Annotated in this window: 15 protein-coding genes; 7 read left to right on the plus strand and 8 right to left on the minus strand. The window is 76.8% G+C overall.

Going from position 1 to position 15,981, the window contains the following annotated elements:
• Positions 1–61: 61 nt before the first annotated feature.
• Positions 62–574: an Lrp/AsnC family transcriptional regulator gene (locus AC3WUG_RS17755; RefSeq protein ID WP_492328874.1), complete on the minus strand. Its 513-nt coding sequence runs from the start codon at positions 572–574 to the stop codon at positions 62–64.
• Positions 575–701: 127 nt separating this feature from the next.
• Between AC3WUG_RS17755 and AC3WUG_RS17760 the strand changes: the two genes are divergently transcribed.
• Positions 702–1,241, plus strand: coding sequence for a DUF2000 domain-containing protein (locus AC3WUG_RS17760; protein ID WP_492328875.1), 540 nt, complete (start codon positions 702–704; stop codon positions 1,239–1,241).
• A gap of 871 nt (positions 1,242–2,112) precedes the next feature.
• On the opposite strand, the gene AC3WUG_RS17765 is transcribed toward AC3WUG_RS17760, so the two are convergent.
• Complete coding sequence (locus AC3WUG_RS17765) at positions 2,113–2,679, minus strand: DinB family protein (RefSeq protein WP_492328876.1); 567 nt, start codon at positions 2,677–2,679, stop codon at positions 2,113–2,115.
• 191 nt (positions 2,680–2,870) lie between these two features.
• On the opposite strand from AC3WUG_RS17765, the gene AC3WUG_RS17770 reads away from it, so the two are divergent.
• The 3 genes from AC3WUG_RS17770 to AC3WUG_RS17780 all read left to right on the plus strand — a co-directional run bounded on the left by AC3WUG_RS17770 (position 2,871) and on the right by AC3WUG_RS17780 (position 5,695).
• Entirely contained in the window at positions 2,871–3,575 is a 705-nt protein-coding gene (locus AC3WUG_RS17770; RefSeq protein ID WP_492328877.1) for a biliverdin-producing heme oxygenase, read from the plus strand.
• A gap of 82 nt (positions 3,576–3,657) precedes the next feature.
• The gene (locus AC3WUG_RS17775; protein WP_492328878.1) at positions 3,658–4,293 is read left to right on the plus strand and encodes a TetR/AcrR family transcriptional regulator; all 636 of its coding nucleotides are present in this window, start codon (positions 3,658–3,660) and stop codon (positions 4,291–4,293) included.
• A 76-nt stretch (positions 4,294–4,369) separates the two neighbouring features.
• Positions 4,370–5,695, plus strand: a complete 1,326-nt coding sequence (locus tag AC3WUG_RS17780) for a GGDEF domain-containing protein (RefSeq protein WP_492328879.1) — start codon at positions 4,370–4,372, stop codon at positions 5,693–5,695.
• 30 nt (positions 5,696–5,725) lie between these two features.
• Here AC3WUG_RS17780 and AC3WUG_RS17785 read toward each other — a convergent pair whose 3' ends face one another.
• The 5 genes from AC3WUG_RS17785 to AC3WUG_RS17805 form a co-directional block, all read right to left on the minus strand.
• The gene (locus AC3WUG_RS17785) at positions 5,726–7,777 is read right to left on the minus strand and encodes an NHL domain-containing thioredoxin family protein (protein ID WP_492328880.1); all 2,052 of its coding nucleotides are present in this window, start codon (positions 7,775–7,777) and stop codon (positions 5,726–5,728) included.
• 62 nt (positions 7,778–7,839) lie between these two features.
• A complete protein-coding gene (locus AC3WUG_RS17790; protein WP_492328881.1) occupies positions 7,840–8,070 on the minus strand; it encodes a DUF6458 family protein in 231 nt (76 codons plus the stop codon).
• 147 nt (positions 8,071–8,217) lie between these two features.
• Complete coding sequence (locus tag AC3WUG_RS17795) at positions 8,218–10,347, minus strand: alpha/beta fold hydrolase (RefSeq protein WP_492328882.1); 2,130 nt, start codon at positions 10,345–10,347, stop codon at positions 8,218–8,220.
• A gap of 12 nt (positions 10,348–10,359) precedes the next feature.
• A complete protein-coding gene (locus AC3WUG_RS17800) occupies positions 10,360–12,465 on the minus strand; it encodes a bifunctional copper resistance protein CopD/cytochrome c oxidase assembly protein (protein ID WP_492328883.1) in 2,106 nt (701 codons plus the stop codon).
• On the minus strand, positions 12,465–13,253 hold the full coding sequence (locus AC3WUG_RS17805; protein ID WP_492328884.1) for a copper resistance CopC family protein: 789 nt from the start codon (positions 13,251–13,253) through the stop codon (positions 12,465–12,467). Before AC3WUG_RS17805 ends, AC3WUG_RS17800 begins: the two co-directional genes overlap by 1 nt.
• Positions 13,254–13,370: 117 nt before the next feature.
• Here AC3WUG_RS17805 and AC3WUG_RS17810 point away from each other — a divergent pair, with 117 nt between their 5' ends.
• From AC3WUG_RS17810 to AC3WUG_RS17820, 3 genes are read left to right on the plus strand one after another with little or no spacing between them, the layout of a single operon-like run.
• The gene (locus tag AC3WUG_RS17810; protein ID WP_492328885.1) at positions 13,371–14,060 is read left to right on the plus strand and encodes a JAB domain-containing protein; all 690 of its coding nucleotides are present in this window, start codon (positions 13,371–13,373) and stop codon (positions 14,058–14,060) included.
• Between the two features lie 5 nt (positions 14,061–14,065).
• Entirely contained in the window at positions 14,066–14,479 is a 414-nt protein-coding gene (locus AC3WUG_RS17815) for an NUDIX hydrolase (RefSeq protein ID WP_492328886.1), read from the plus strand.
• Positions 14,480–14,488: 9 nt separating this feature from the next.
• Complete coding sequence (locus tag AC3WUG_RS17820; protein ID WP_492328887.1) at positions 14,489–14,965, plus strand: PPOX class F420-dependent oxidoreductase; 477 nt, start codon at positions 14,489–14,491, stop codon at positions 14,963–14,965.
• A 31-nt stretch (positions 14,966–14,996) separates the two neighbouring features.
• Here AC3WUG_RS17820 and AC3WUG_RS17825 read toward each other — a convergent pair.
• On the minus strand, positions 14,997–15,981 hold a 985-nt coding region (locus tag AC3WUG_RS17825), incomplete at its 5' end, for a dihydrolipoamide acetyltransferase family protein (protein ID WP_492328888.1).

Consider the following 15,981-nt stretch of genomic DNA (forward strand, 5'->3'; position numbering starts at 1 on the left):
GCCACGGACCGCGGCCGCCGGGCCGCCGACCCGGCCCGTCGGCGCGGCGGGTGCCGACGGCTCACCGCCCGCGGGCGCCCTCGCCGCTCCCGCGCACTGAACGCACCACCCCCGGGGCCGGGTCGACGCGGCGCTTGCGCAGGTGCTCGAAGACGACGGAGGTGCGCACGTCGACGACCTCCGGCCGCTCGGTGAGCCGGTCGATCACGAACCCGTACAGCGCCTCGTTGTCCGGCACCGCCACGTGGACGAGGAAGTCCTCGGTGCCGGTGGTCACGAACACGCCCAGCGTCTCCGGCAGCGCCACCACCCAGGCGCGGAAGCCCTCGATGTTCCGCCGGGTCGGCGGCCGGATCCGCACGGCGACGAGCGCCTGCACCGGCCGCCCGATCGCGGCGAGGTCCACGTCGAGCGTCGCGCCGCGGATCACTCCGCGCTCGCGCAGAGCCCGCGTCCGGTCGAGGGCGGTCGTCGGCGCGACGCCCACGGCGGCGGCGACGTCGCGGTTGGTCCGCCGTGCGTCCGCCTGCAGCTCGCGCAGGATCGCCGTGTCGAGTGCGTCCAGATCGGCCATGCACCGACCTTAGCCGTACGTCGTACGGACGTCGTGGACAGGGCTCGTACCGATGCCTAGCGTCACCACTCGTCGTCGGACGACGACCGCCGCGGATCGTCCGCGGCGCCACCACCGGGAGGTCGCCGTGACCGTGTCCCCCGCGCCCGCCGCCACCGGCCCCGGCGCCCCCTCCACCGCCGCCGACCCCCGCCCCGCCGCGGCGCCGGCCGTCGGCTTCGCGCCCGAGGAGATCCGCCTCGACGAGCCGACGCGGTCCGCCCGGCTCAAGTGGGTCGTGGTCGTCGACGAGTCGCTGGAGCCCGGCCGCGCCGCCAACGCCGTCGCCTGCGTGACCGCCGCGACCGTCACGGGCGTACCCGGCCTGCTCGGGCCCGCCGCGACGGACGCGCGCGGGGACGCGCACACGGGCCTGCCCTGGACCGGCTGCACCGTGCTGGGCGCGCCGGGCGCCGTACTCGCGGAGCTGCGGGCCAAGGCCGCGGCGGCACCCGGCGTGCACGTGGCGGACATGCCCGCCATCGCCCAGCAGATCCGCGTGTACACGGAGTACCTGGCCGCGATGGCGGAGCGCCCGGCGGACGGCCACGACTACCTCGCCGTGAGCATCGTCGGGCCGCGGAACCGCGTCGACCGCCTGGTCGGGAAGCTGCGCCTGCTGCCCTGACGCCGGTCGTCCCCAGGCGGGACCCGCGCTGACCGGCGCCGATCCCCAGCGGCGCACCGCGCGTGCACACCACGTCCACAGGGCGCGGCGCCGGTCCCCGCTCGATCCACGGGGTCGTGCACAAGGTGGGGACAACTCCTGTGGACAGAGCCCGACATATCGCCCTCTCGGGTGGTCGGAGGGGCCGTTCGGGCGACGGCGAGGTGTGGACAACCCCGACCACCCTGTGGGTAACCGCGCCCGGGCACGGAGAAGGGCCCCTCGGAGTAAGCGTCCGAGGGGCCCTCCCCGATCGTCGTCCCTGTGCCCCCGACGGATCGGGGACCGGCGGCCGCTCTGACGGTGCGGCTCCGCCCCGGCACCCGGCGGCGACCTCGGGGGGCACCTGCCGCGGGCGGGACGGCGACGATCCGACCCTCGGGGTCCTAGCGGGCCTCTGCGTCGTCATCCGCAGCTCGCCGGGTCGCCCCGCCGAGGTGGTCCGTCGTTCTCCCTCCGGTCCCGGCCCCGCCGGCCCCGCCCCGCCGGGCACCCGTCGAGGCGGGTCTCCCTGCGGTGGTCGGTGCGTCCGTCGAGGTCGTTGGAAGAGTTCTAGACCTCCCGCGACGACGGCCGCAAGGGTCTGCGCCGGCGAATTCTCGTCCACCGCGGAGTGCACACGTTGTCCACAGCGTCACCTGCAGGATCATGCGGTGTTCACAGGGTTGTGCACAGAATCTGTGGATGACGGCGCGGTCCCGTGGGGGTGCCGGACGGGTCCGGCGCGCCTGCGCCGCGGGCACGGCGGCGGCCCGTAGCGTCGTCCCCGGAGCGAGGCCCCTCGGAGTAAGCGTCCGAGGGGCCTCGCCGCGCCCCCGGCCCCGCCGGGCGGTCAGGCCCGGACGTCGTGCAGGTGGTGCACCACGTCGTGCAGGAAGTACTGCCCGAGGGTCGTGACCGTGAACGACGACCCGTTGGACCGACGGCCGCCGCGTGCCCACTGGTCGGGGCGGACCGCGGCGAACCCCGCCGCCAGCGCGGCCGCGGCGTCGGCCAGCTCGTCCGCGACGCGGCCCGGGTCCTGCCGGTCGTAGCGCTCCTCGGCGGCGGTGGCGTCCTGGTCCCAGTTGGCGAACAGCGGGTCGTCCTCGGTCAGCATCAGCCGCAGCCGCTCGGCGAACACGCGGTGCACGTCGCGCACGTGCGCGCCGTACTCGAGCGTCGACCAGACGCCGGGCGCCGGTCGGTCGCGGACGTCGAGGCGGTTGAGCGCCGCGCGCCACCGGGGCACCAGGTCGTGCACGGTGCCGGCGATGTCGGGGCCGGCCACGTCGGTGCCGGCGAACCCGCACTCGGGGCAGCGCTCGGCGATCACCCAGGTCCAGTCCTTGGCATCCGGGTCGGCGGGGCGGTAGTCGTCGGTGTCGGCGTCGGGTTCCGGGGGCGTCGCGGCGGTCACGCCACGCACGGTATCCCGCCCGCGTCGCCGTCCGGCGACGTCCGGCGCCCTCGGGGCACCCGGGCGAGCAGGGCCGCACCGTGCCGGCGGCGGAACACCCGCCGCGAGGGAGGGTAGGCAATCCTTACTTCCTGGGGTACGTTCTGACGCGACGTCATCTCGACGCCAGCCGCGCGCCCCCGGGAGCAGACATGACCACCACGCACGACCTGCCGGCCGTCGCGCCGCGCGCCGACGACCCGGCCGCCGGGTCCGGCGCCACCGCCCCGCTGTCGGTCCTGCTCCGCGAGGGGACGCGCCCGGAGCACGAGGCCGCCGAGGGCTCGTCGTTCGTCGAGGACCTGCTGGACGGCCGGCTCACGACGGCGGCGTACGTCGACCTGGCGCTCCAGCTGCACGCCGTCTACGCGGCCCTGGAGGAGGTCGGCGAGCTGGTCCGCCGCACGCCCGCGGGGGCCGGGGTGGTGTTCGACGAGCTGCGGCGCGTCCCGGCGATCGAGGCGGACCTCGCGCACCTCGCCGGCCCGGGCTGGCGCGAGCGCGCCGTGCCGCTGCCCGCGACCGCGGCCTACGCGGCCGCCATCCGCGCGGGCGGCGCGGACGTCGGCCCCTACGTCGCGCACGCGTACACCCGGTACCTCGGCGACCTCTCGGGCGGGCAGGTCATCGGCCGCATGGTGCAGCGGCACTACGGGGTCGCGGACCAGGGCGTCGGCTTCTACGCCTTCCCCGCCGTCCCGAAGCCGAAGCCGTTCAAGGACCTGTACCGCGCGCGGGTCGACGCGCTCGACCTGACGGCGGCGCAGCGGGCCGCGGTCGTCGACGAGGCGCGCGCCGCGTTCCGGCACAACCGCGCCCTGTTCGCCGCGCTCGCCGAGGTGCACCGGGCGGCCTGACGCGCGGACCCCGACCGACACCTGCACGGGTCCGACACACGGTCCGGGCTCGGATGATGACAGGTCGTGCGATCATGTCATCATGCCCAAGATCATCGGCGGCTCGCTGCACGAGCACCGGGAGCAGACGCGGCTGCGCCTGTTCGGCGCGCTGTCCCGGCTGATGGCCGAGCGCGGGTTCGACTCGATCACCCTCGCCGACATCGCCCAGGCGGCCGGCGTCGGCCGGACGGCGGTGTACAACCACTTCGCCGACAAGGAGTCGATGCTCGTCGGCTTCATCATGCACGAGACCGGGCAGTACGTGGCCGCGCTGGAGGCCGAGCTCGCCGGCATCGACGACCCGACCGAGCAGCTGCGCGCCTACGTCCGCGCGCAGTGCGAGCTCAAGCGCGACTACCACCTCGCCCCGGGCCCGGACCTGCGGTCGGTGCTGTCGCGCGGCACGCAGCAGCGCGTCCGCGAGCACGTCGTCCTGGTGGAGGCCATGCTGCGCCGCGTGCTGTCCGCCGGGATCGAGTCCGGGGCGTTCCCCGAGCAGGACCTGGGCACGACGGTCTCGCTGGTCAACGCCTGCCTGAGCAGCCGCACCCTGCCCGACGACCAGCCCGCCCGCGAGCGCGCGATCGAGTCGACGGTGCTGTTCGTCCTCCGCGCCGTGGGCGCCGGGGAGCGGGCCGCGACCGGCGCGCTCGAGCCGGAGGCCGTGCCCGCCTGAGGTGGGCGTTCACCCGCTCGGAGGACCCGCGGTGCGCCCGGGTGTGGCCGGGAGCCGGACACGCGATGATGTCCCGGTGACCGACGCCCCGCCGCCGGCCCGGACGAGCGCGCCCCGCGGAGACGGGGACGACGCCCGGCACTTCGCGCTGCTCGCGCACCGCCTCGGGGCCGCCGCCTCGCTCGGCGAGGTGCACGAGGCCGCCGTGGTCGCCGCCCGCGACCTGCTCGACGTCGAGGTGGCCGCCGTCGCCCGGCTCGAGCAGGACGACTGGCACGTCCTCGCCGCCGAGCCCACCGACGAGCTGCCCGCCGCCGAGGAGGCGCTCCGCGACGGCGACGCCGTGCGCGCCCTCGTGCGGCGGCGCGAGACCTGGCTGTCCGCTCCCGGAGACCATCCCGCCCGGCCGCGGCCCGCGCTCGTCGCCCCCGTCGTCGTCAACGGCGACCTCTGGGGCGTGCTCTGCACGGTGCGCGACGAGCGGGCGCCCGTCTTCACGCCGGACGACGCCGCCCGCGGCGAGGTCCTCGGCGCGCTGCTCGGGGCGCAGGTCGCGCGGCTCGACCTCGCGGAGCAGGTGCGGCACCTGGTGTCCGACGACGCCCTGACCGGGCTGAGCACCCGCCGGGTGGCCGACGAGGCGGCGCAGGCGGCCATCGACTCCGGCGACGAGACGTGCATCGTCATGTGCGACGTCGACGGCCTGAAGCGCGTGAACGACGAGCTCGGCCACGACGCCGGCGACGAGCTGCTGCGGAGCGTGGCGGGCGTGCTGCGCCGCGCGGGCGGGGGGCTGCCGGGCTCGACCGTCGCGCGGATCGGCGGCGACGAGTTCTGCGTGGTGACCTCCGGGATCCCGCGGACCACGGTCGTGCAGGTGATGGACGCGACGGTGGGCGACAGCGCGCTGCCGTTCGGCGCGTCGCTGTCCTACGGCATCGCGTCCTCGGCGCGCGGCTCGCTCGGCGCGGCGCCCACGCCGCGGTCGCTGTTCCGCCGGGCCGACGCCGCGCAGTACCACGCCAAGCGCAGCCACGCCGCGGCCCGGGCCCGGCAGTACCGCGCCGACGACCCGGGGGCGGTGCTCGGCCGTACCGTGGCCGCCTCGGTGACGGCGCTGTCGGCCACCGGTCCGGCCCCGCTGTCCCGGCTGTGCGCCCTGGCCTCCGCCGCGACCGAGGCGATGGGCGGCTCGGGCTGGTCGGTGCAGCGCCACGACGGCGGCGACCCGGTCGTGGTCGCGCGGGGCGGCACCGGCTCGCTGCACGTCTCGGGCGTGCGCCAGCTGGAGCTCCGCCGCGCGCCGTGGTCGGTCACGGTCGAGTCGACCCTCCCGGACGACCGCACGGTCACGACCACCCTCCAGACGCTGCTCTCGCTGGCGGTCCTGGGCGCCTCCTGACGCCGGGGCGGCGCGTCGCGCGGGCGCGCGTCAGCCGTGCAGCGGGAGGGAGAGGTCCGCCGGCGCGCCGGCGACCACGCGGACCGGGACGCCCCAGTCCTGCGAGTTGAGGTGGCACGCCGGGAACTCGATCGCCGGGTCCGCGTCGCAGCTCGCGGCGCGGGCGGTGATGTGCAGGACGCCCTCGGCGACCTCGGGGTTGATCCGCAGCGTCCGGGTCAGCGGCACGTCGTCGCCCGCGCCGTCGATCAGCAGCTCCGCCGGCGTCGCGGACACCCGGAGCATCGTCGACGGCCCGAACCGGTCGTCGTACTTCTGCCCGGCGGCGGGGGTGAACACGACGTCGAGGGCGAGCTCCCCCGGGGCGATGTCGGTGACCGGGCGCTGCGTCCGGTGCGCGCCCGCGTCCAGCACCTCGCCGGCCAGCGTCGCCGGGAGCGCGATCCGGGTCAGGCGGTGCGCGGCCGACTCGACGACGAGCAGCGTGACGCCGCCCGCCTCGGCGTCGACCTGCACGACGATCCCGCTCGGCTCGGCGAGGCCGGTCGCGAGCGTGCTGACCTCGCCGCGGCCGTCGCCGTCGGCCGACGGGGCCCAGCGACGGACCGCGCCGTTGTAGGTGTCGGCGACGACGACCGAGCCGTCGGGCAGCACCGCCACGCCGAGCGGGTGCTGGAGCAGCGCCTGGTCGGCCGGGCCGTCCCGGTGGCCGAAGTCGAACAGCCCCGCCCCGACGGCCGTGCCGACCACCGCGCCGGACCAGGCGTCCGCCGGGCCGGTGGGCGCGGTGCGCGCGGCGGCGAGCGCGGCGCCCGCCCCCACCAGCCCCGCGAACCCGCCGGCCGCCGGCGCCGCCTCGGCCGCGACGGCGGCCGGCGGCGTCCCGGGGTCGATCCAGCGCAGCGCCGACACCTCGGAGTCCGCCAGCCACACCCGGCCGTCGGCCGCGAGCGCCGTGCCGGACGTCTGCGCGAACCACGCCTCGCGCGGGTCGCCGTCGGTGAGGCCCTCGTTCATCGTGCCGGCGACGGGCTCGACGACGCCGTCCCGCGGGTCGAACGCCCAGAGCTGGTGGTTGCCGGCCATCGCGACGAGCGCGGTGCCGGTCTGCGGCGACCACACGACGTCCCACGGCGAGGACAGCGGGACCGCCGTGGCGGCCCGCGCCCCGCCCGCGCGCCACAGGTCGGTGCGGCCGGGCAGCGGGGACGGCACGGTGGGCTCGCCGACCAGGTACTGCGCGCCGGTGCCCGCGACGGTGGTCACGGCGCCGTCGGACAGCCGCACACCGCGCAGCGCGTGGTTGACCGTGTCGGCGACCAGCACGTCGTACCCGACCTCGGCCGCGACGTCCTCGGGCAGCAGCGTGAGGCCGTTCGGCTCGCTGAACCGCGCCTCGTCGGGGCCGCCGTCGACCAGGCCGCGCTCGCCCGACCCGATCCGCCGGACCAGGGTCTCGCCGTCCGCCGCGAGCTCCGCGAGCGAGTGGTGCCCGGCGTCGGCGACCAGCAGCGTGCCGCCCGGCAGCGCGACCGCCTTCGCGGGGAACCGCAGCGTGCCCGCGGTGGGCTCCGGCGGGACGTACGGGCCGCCGCCGCGGTGCAGCGTGCCCTTGGCCTCGTGCTCGGCGACCAGGTCGCGGACCAGGCGCTCGACGTTGCTCTGGTGCCCCTCGCCCGCCATCTGGGCGACGATGTAGCCCTCGGGATCGATGACGACCAGGGTCGGCCAGGCGCGCGCGGTATACGCGGACCAGGTGACCAGCTCCGGGTCGTCGAGCACGGGGTGGTGCACCTCGTACCGCTCGACGGCGGCGGCCAGCGCGACCGGGTCGGCCTCGTGCACGAACTTCGGCGAGTGCACGCCGACGATCACCAGCACGTCGCGGTACTGCTCCTCGAGCTCGCGGAGCTCGTCGAGGACGTGCAGGCAGTTGATGCAGCAGAAGGTCCAGAAGTCGAGGAGGACGATCTTGCCGCGGAGGTCCGCGAGCGCGACGTCCTGGCCGCCGGTGTTGAGCCAGCCGCGGCCGACGAGCTCGGACGCGCGGACCTTCGGGAGACGGGTGCTGCTGGTGGTCACAGGAGTAGTGAACACGACGCGGCCCGCGGATCGTCCCGCGGGCCGCGTCGTGGTCGGGCGGGTCAGGCCGCCGGGGGCGGGGTGCTGCCCTCGTAGCGCTCGACGACCTCCTCGCGGTGCGAGGTGTTCGCCCGCTGGTTCGTGAGCACCAGCGCGAGGATCAGCGCGAGCACGCCCGCGCCCATGCAGATGTAGCCGATGACCGTGAGGTCCACGTTCGCGATGTTGTCGCTCACGCCGAACGCGAGGATCGCGCCGATGACGATCAGGGCGATGCCGCCGCCGATGCCCATGGTCGGACTCCTTCCCGGCCCGGGCGGGGGTGCCCGGGGCTCCGGGACCGAGTCTGGCGGTGGACCCGCTGATGCGCGCGCCGAGCGGGGGCCCGCCCGGGTGAAAGGACGCCCGGGCCGCGCGCGGACGCGGCCCGGGCGCCGCCGTCAGCCCAGGACCTCGGGCAGCGGCGGGAGCTCGTCGCCGGTGAGACCGAGCACGTGCTCCGCGAGGAAGGCGTCGACCACCTGGTACCAGACCTTCGCGTGCTGCGGGCTGAGCACCCAGTGGTTCTCGTCCGGGAAGTAGAGGAACCGGTGCGGCGTCTCGCCGTTCTCGTCCGCGGCCAGCGCCGACCGGGACAGCAGCTCGTACCAGAGCCGCAGGCCCTCGCCGATCGGCACCCGGTAGTCCTTGTCGCCGTGCACGACGAGCATCGGCGTGACGATCGTGTCGACCGACAGGTGCGGGGAGTTCGCCAGCGCCATCTCCGGCGTCATCTCCCGCTCCCAGTAGAAGGAGTGGTCGGTCGTCGGCCCGAACTGGTCGAGGGCCCACAGGCTCGCGTGCGTCACGATCGCGCGGAACCGGTCGGTGTGCCCCGCGACCCAGTTGGCCATGTAGCCGCCGAACGAGCCGCCCATCGCGGCGGTGCGGGTCTCGTCGACGTCCGCGCGCGCGACGGTCGCGTCGGTGATCGCCATGAGGTCGGTGTACGGCGCCGCGCCCCAGGCGCCCCAGCCGCGCTGCACGAAGTCCTGGCCGTAGCCGGTGGACAGCGCCGGGTCCGGCAGCAGGACGGCGTAGCCGCGGGCCGCCATGATCCACGGGTTCCACCGCCAGGACCAGGCGTTCCACGAGTTCAGCGGGCCGCCGTGGATCCACAGCAGCAGCGGGGCCGGCGACGCGGCGGACGCGCCCTCCGGCAGCACCAGCCAGGCGCGCACCTCGGCGCCGTCCTCGGCGGTGGTCGACACCTCGGTGAGCGTGCCGGGCAGCGCGGGCAGCGGCGCGGGCGCCGGCAGGGCCACCGCCTCGACCGGCTCCCCGGTCGAGAGGGCCGTCGCGAGGTCGATCCGGACCGGGTGCGACGGGGCTGCGTAGGACACGCGCAGGGCGTACAGCGTCGCCCCGTCCGGGCTGACCCGGAGGTCGCTGAACACCGCGTCGTCGGCGGTCACCTGCGTGACGACGTCCGAGCCGAGCGCGACGTGGAACACCGGGCCGCGGCCGAGGTGGTCGGCGCCGACGAGCAGGCCCGCGCCGTCGCGGGTCCAGGCGATCTCGTGCGGCCAGCGGTCCCAGCCCGCGGCGACCCGGCGCGGGGCGGGGTCGGCGGCGTCCAGGTCGGCGACCCAGAGCTGCACCTGCGGCGCGGCGGTCGGCGTCGTGATCGTCTCCCGGACGAAGGCGACCCGCCGGGAGTCCGGCGACACGACCGGGCCGGCGAGGTCCGCCGTCGGGTCGTCGACGAGGACGCGGCGGGTGCCGGTGGCGACGTCGACGGCCACGAGGTGCTGGCGGAGCGTGCCCCGCGCGCCCGGCTGCGCCCAGGAGGTCACCAGCGTGCGGCCGTCGGGCGACAGCACCGCGTCCTGGTGCTCCAGCGCGGCGCCGGCGTCGGGGGCGAGGTCGCGCAGCGCGAGCCTCGGCGCGGCGGCCCCGGCCTCGGGGGACGCGGCGACGGTGGTGAGGTCGCCCGCGAACAGCCGCGGCCGCGCGGGGCCCAGGTCGTGGTCCCAGTACCGCACCGGGTAGGAGGAGTGCAGGATCGCGGCGACCTTGGCGTCCTTGCGGGCGCCGAGCAGCCGCTCGTCGTCGGCGTCGTCCGCCGCGCTCGGCAGCACGCCCGACGGGACGACGACCACGGGCGCGTCCTCCGCGACCACGACGCCACCGATGCCGGCCTTCCGGGACGCGACCACGCGCGCCTCGGCGCCGTCGGCGGGCAGCAGCCAGAGCGCGGCGGGCGGCTCGTCGTCGGGCGCGTCCGCGTCGGCGTCCGGGCGGGCGGAGGTGAACAGCAGGTCGCCCGTCGAGGCGAACCGGGCGGCGGACTCGCCCTTCGCCGACCGCGTCAGGCGCCGGGCGGGGCGGACGCCCTCGGGATCCACCTCCCACAGCGCGGTGACGTAGCGGGTCCGCTTGGCGTCGAGCGTCGACACCGCGGTGACGAGCCGGGTGCCGTCCGGGGACAGCGCCAGCCCGGACATCCGGGGCAGGGCGACGTAGGCGTCGAGGTCGTGGAAGGGGGTGGCGGGCGTGGTCTCGGGCGTGGGGTCAGCAGCGTCGGTCACCCCGCCGTCCTATCACGGCTCCCGCGGCACCTCGCGGGAACTCGGCGCCCCACCCGCGTCCCGCTCCGCCAGCCGGGCGAGCATCGCGTTGTACTCGTCCATCTCCGTGTCGCCGTCGCGCGCGACCTTGCGGTCCCGCCGCTTCGCGGTCCGCTCGTCGTCCCGGGACCAGGCGAACGCCACGGCCACGGCGAGCGCCAGGGTCGGCAGCTCGCCGATCCCCCAGGCGACCCCGCCGCCCCGCTGCTGGTCCACGATCGCCGACGGGCCCCACTCGCGGCCGAGCAGGCCGAACCAGTCCGGGACCAGCAGCACGTCGCCGGTGGTGAGCGCGACGCCGAAGAACGCGTGGAACGCCATCGTCGCGAACAGCAGCAGCAGCCGCTGCGGGTACGGCGGGCGGTTGGGGCCCGGGTCGATGCCGACCAGGGCGTTGACGAACAGGTACCCGGCGAGCGAGAAGTGCACCACCATCGCGTAGTGCCCGACCTCGGAGGTCAGCGCCCACCGGAACACGTCGGTGTAGTAGAAGACGACCATCGACCCGGCGAAGTTCACCGCGGCGACGACGGGGTTCGCGAGGAACCGGCCCCACCGGCTGTGCACCAGGCCCAGCAGCCACTCCCGAGGTCCGCGGGACGCGTCCGGCGCCCCACGCCCGGCGCCGGCGCGGCCGCCGCGGGACGGCAGCGCGCGCAGCGCGAGCGTCACCGGCGCGGACAGCGCGAGCAGCACCGGGATCACCATCGCCAGGATCATGTGCTCGACCATGTGCGCGCTGAACAGCACGTGCCCGTACATCGCCGGCCCGCCGGAGGTGGTCCAGAAGAACAGCACCATCCCGGCGACCCAGGACGCGGTGCGCGCCCACGGCCAGGCGTCGCCGCGGCGGCGCAGCCGGAGCACCCAGCGCAGGTAGACGACGATCCCGGCGACGGCCGCGGACGCGAGCAGCACGTCCCAGCGCCACTGCGTGATCCAGGACAGCGTGGTCGGCTCGGGCGGCAGCAGGTGGCCGGTGACGATCTCGGCGGGGGTCGGGTCGGTGATCGGGTCGTCCGGCACCGGCGGGGACGACGAGCCCAGGGCGACGGCGACGCCCGACACCGCACCCATCACGGTGAGCTCGACGAGCACCAGCCGCCAGAACAGCCACGTGGCGGGGGCGCGCGCGTCCCCGGCCAGGCGGCCGACCACGCGGCGCCGGTGCGCCAGGCCGAGCAGGCCGAGGACGCCGAACAGCGCGATCTTCACCAGCAGCAGCACGCCGTACCGCGTGGTCCAGTCGTCCCAGGAGCCCAGGCGGATGACCGAGTTCACCGTGCCGGACACCGCGACCGCGGCGAAGCACCAGGCGGCGATGACGGAGAACCGCGCGACGGCGGGCGCCAGGTCCGCGCCGAGCCGGTGCGCGAGCGGCGACAGCGCGAGCAGCGTGCCGATCCACAGCGCCGCGCCGACCAGGTGCAGGAACATGGACGACGTCGCGAGGTCGTGGCTCGCGGCGCCGGCGGCGTGCCCGGTCTGGGCCGCCTGCCACAGGGCGACGACGACGAGCAGCGCCGTCCACGCGGCACCGAGCGGCGACGTGGTCATCAGCGCGAGCGCCGTCACGACGGCGGCGACCACCGCGACGGTGAGCAGGACGCGGCCGAGCTCGAACTGCGTGACGAACTGGCCCAGCTCCCCGCCGAACGCCGGGTCGGCGGGCGACAGGCCGGCGACGTTCGCGTAGGTGAGCACGAGCTCGACGACGGCGGTGAGCGTCCAGACCGCGGCCGCGACGGCGGTGACCCCGGACGCCGCGCGCACGACCGCCTCGTCGCGGCGGACCAGGACGGTCGCCAGCAGCACGAGGCCGCCGAGGGTCGCGGACGCGGCGAGCTCCGCCCCGGTCGAGGCGATCGGCAGGCCCCAGCGCACCAGGGCGCCGGGGTCGCGCAGGGCGGTCGGCGCCGCCGCGCCCGTGAAGGCGATGCCCGCGACGACCGCGGCCACGGCCGCGACGGCGAGGGCGGCGATGCGCAGCCAGTCGGCCTGGCGCCGCTGCCCCCCGTCCGCGGTGCGGGGGCTGCGCGCCGGGCGCGGGCCGGCGGGTGCGGCGACGCCGGGGGCCATCAGCCCTCCGCCCGGCCGTCCCCGCCGGTGCTGCCGGTCGGGCCGGTGGTGCCGTCGGTGCCGCCCGCCGACCCGGCGTCGTGGGACCGGCGGCGCTCGCGCACGACGAACACGGCCACCGCGGCCGCGGCCAGCACGGCGACGACGATCGCGGCGACCAGGCCGGCCGCCACCCCGGCGTCCTCGTCCTCGGCGAGCTCCTGCTGCGGGGCGAGCGTCGCGGAGACCGTGGCCTCGGACGCGGGCTCGTCGGCCTGGGTCGACGTCGTCGGCTCGGCGGTCGGCTCGATCGTCTCGGGCGCGGCCGGGACGGCGGCCGCGGCACCGGACGCCGCGGTGAACGCGAGGGTGCCGGACAGCGGGTGCCCGTCGGCCGAGGTGACCCGCCACTCGACGGAGTACGCGCCGGCGGGCAGGTCGGCGGCGAGCGCCTGGGAGACCGTGTTGTCCACGAGCTCGGCGGTCCCCTCGCTCACGGTGCTGCCGTCCGGTCCGAGCACGACGATCTCGGTGCCGAGCGACTGCGCCGGCTGGTCGAACGTCAGCGTGATGCGCGCGGGCGGCGCGTCCACCGTCGACCCGTCCGCCGGGTCCGTGCCCTGCAGCGCGTTGTGCGCGTCGGCGCGGCCCGCGGTCAGCAGCACGGCCGCGAGCGCGAGCAGCAGCGCGGCGACGGCGGCGAGCGCGCGGGGCGCGGGCGCCGGCGCGGCGGCGACGCGGACGCGGGCGCCGTCCCGGACGGGGCGGGCGGGCGCGGGGGCGGGGGTCGGGCGCTCGGAGGGGATCACGGCTCCATCATCACCCGCACGGGCCGCGCACCGCGCCACGGGTGGGGAGGATCACCCGCGCCCCGGCCTGTGGACAACTCCGGCCGCCGCGGCCGCCACGCCCCTAGGGTCGAGGAGATGCGGACACCGATGCTCGCCGACCTCGACCCGGACCAGCGCCCCCGTGAGCGGATGCTGCGCCTGGGTGCCGACGCGCTGTCGGACGTCGAGCTGGTCGCGCTGCTGCTCGGCTCGGGGCGGCGCGGCGCCAGCGCCCTCGACACCGCCCGCGACCTGCTGGTCGCGCACGGCGGGCTGGCCGGCCTCGCGCACGCGGACCCGCCCGCGCTGCTGCGCGCCCCCGGCGTCGGCCCGGCCAAGGCCACCCGCGTGGTCGCCGCCCTGGCGCTCGCCCGCCGGTTCGGCACCTCGACCGACCGGCGGGCCGCGGTCCGCACCCCGGCCGACGTGGCACGGCTCGCGGGCCCGCTGCTCGCCGGGCCGGCGGACGGACGCGTCGTGGCGGTCGCCGGCGACCGGGCGGCGCGGCTGCTCGGCGCCGTCGTCGTGCCCGGGGCGTCCGCGCACGCCGAGCCGTTCGCGGTGCGCGAGGTGCTCGCCGAGACGCTGCGCCGCGGCGGGGTGACGCTCGCGCTCGCGCACCGGCACGACCCGGAGGACCCGGACCCGCACCCCGCCGACGGCCGGGCGGCCGCCGCGCTCGCCGAGGCCGCCGCGCACTGCGGCGTGCGGGTGCTCGACAGCCTCGTCCTGCACGGCGACGCGTGGACGTCGACGACGCCGGTCGCCGCGACGGGGGCAGGATGAGGCCCGTGACCCACGCGCACCCCGTCCTCCGGATCGCCGCGGCGGTCATCGTCGACGACGCGGGCCGGTGGCTGCTCGTCCGCAAGCGGGATACCGCCGCCTACATGCAGGCCGGCGGCAAGATCGAGCCCGGCGAGGATCCGCGCGCCGCGGTGGTCCGGGAGATCGGCGAGGAGCTCGCGGTCGTCGTGGACCCGGCGCGGGTCCGGGACCTGGGCCGCCGGGACGCCCCGGCCGCGAACGAGCCCGGCCACCACCTCGAGGCGCACGTGTTCGCCGTCGACGGGGTGACCGGCGCGGTCCCGACCGCGGAGATCGCGGAGGCGGTGTGGGTGACGCCGGCCGAGGCCGCGCTGCTGCCGCTCGCCCCGCTCACGGTCGACCTGCTGCGCGAGGCGGGCACCCCCGGCCCGGCCTAGGGTCGGGGCATGGCCCGCTCCGTCGCGACGAACACGACCGTCGACCTGCCCGAGCTGCTGGACTTCGTCCGCACCCGGCACCACCTGCTGCTCGCCACCGCCCGGCGGGACGGCCGCCCGCAGATCTCCCCGGTCAGCGGCGGCGTCGACGACTACGGCCGGATCGTCGTCTCGACCTACCCGGGCCGCGCGAAGACCGTGAACGCCGAGCGCGACCCGCGGGTGTCCGTGCTCGTGCTGTCGGACGAGTGGGACGGCCCGTGGGTGCAGGTCGACGGCGACGCCGAGGTGCTGCACATGCCCGAGGCCGAGGACGCGCTGGTGGACTACTACCGGTGCATCGCCGGCGAGCACCCCGACTGGGACGAGTACCGCGCCGCGATGCGCGTGCAGGGCAAGAGCCTGATCCGCGTGACGCCGACCCGCTGGGGCCCCGTCGCCACGGGCGGGTTCCCGGCGGACGTGGCCGCGCGCCTGGACGGCTGAGCCGCCCGCCCGCCGCGGGCTCCGCGGGCGCTCAGCCCCAGACCAGCGCCTGCGCCGGGTCCTCCAGGACCGCCGCGACGTCCGCGAGCACCATCGAGCCGAGCGCGCCGTCCACCAGGCGGTGGTCGACGCTCAGCGCGAGCTGCGTGACGTGCCGGACCTTGATCTTGCCCTTGTGCACCCAGGGCTGCTCCCGGATCGCGCCGAACGCGAGGATCGCCGCCTCCCCCGGGTTGAGGATCGGGGTGCCGGTGTCGATGCCGAACACGCCGACGTTGGTGATGGTGATGGTGCCGTCGGACATGTCGCGCGGCGTCACCTTGCCCGCGCGCGCCGTGGAGGTCAGCGCCGCGAGGCCCTCGGCCAGGTCGTGCAGCCCGAGCCGGTGCGCGTCCTTGATGTTCGGCACGACGAGCCCGCGCGGGGTCGCCGCGGCGATGCCCAGGTTGACGTAGTGCTTGTAGACGATCTCCTGCGCGGCCTCGTCCCAGGACGCGTTGACGTCGGGGTGCCGGCGGACGGCGAGCAGCAGCGCCTTCGCGGCGATGAGCAGCGGGGTGACCCGGACGTCCGCGAACTCCTTGTCCTGGCGCAGCCGCTGCACGAGCTTCATCGTGCGGGTGACGTCGACGGTCTGGAAGACGGTGACGTGCGGGGCGGTGAACGCGGAGGTCACCATCGCCTCGGCCGTCCGCTTCCGGACCGACTTCACCGGGACGCGGGTCTGCCGGCCGTCGGGCGACACGGTGCCGGACGCGAGCCACGGCTGGTCGTCCGCGGGGTAGGTGGCGAGCACCCGCGCCTCGGCGGCGGCCTGGTGCGCGAGCACGTCCTCGCGGGTGACGATGCCGCCCGGGCCGGTCGGCACCACGGAGTCGAGGTCGACGCCGAGGTCGCGGGCGAGCTTGCGCACCGGCGGCTTGGCCAGGGCGCGGCGGCCGGAGACCGCGGCGGGCTCGCCGGTCGGCACGGCGCCGGGGCGGACGGTCGGCATCGCGGCGGGCGCGGCGGGCGCG

It is taken from the genome of Cellulomonas sp. EB106-03-03-XG116, from assembly GCF_058792015.1.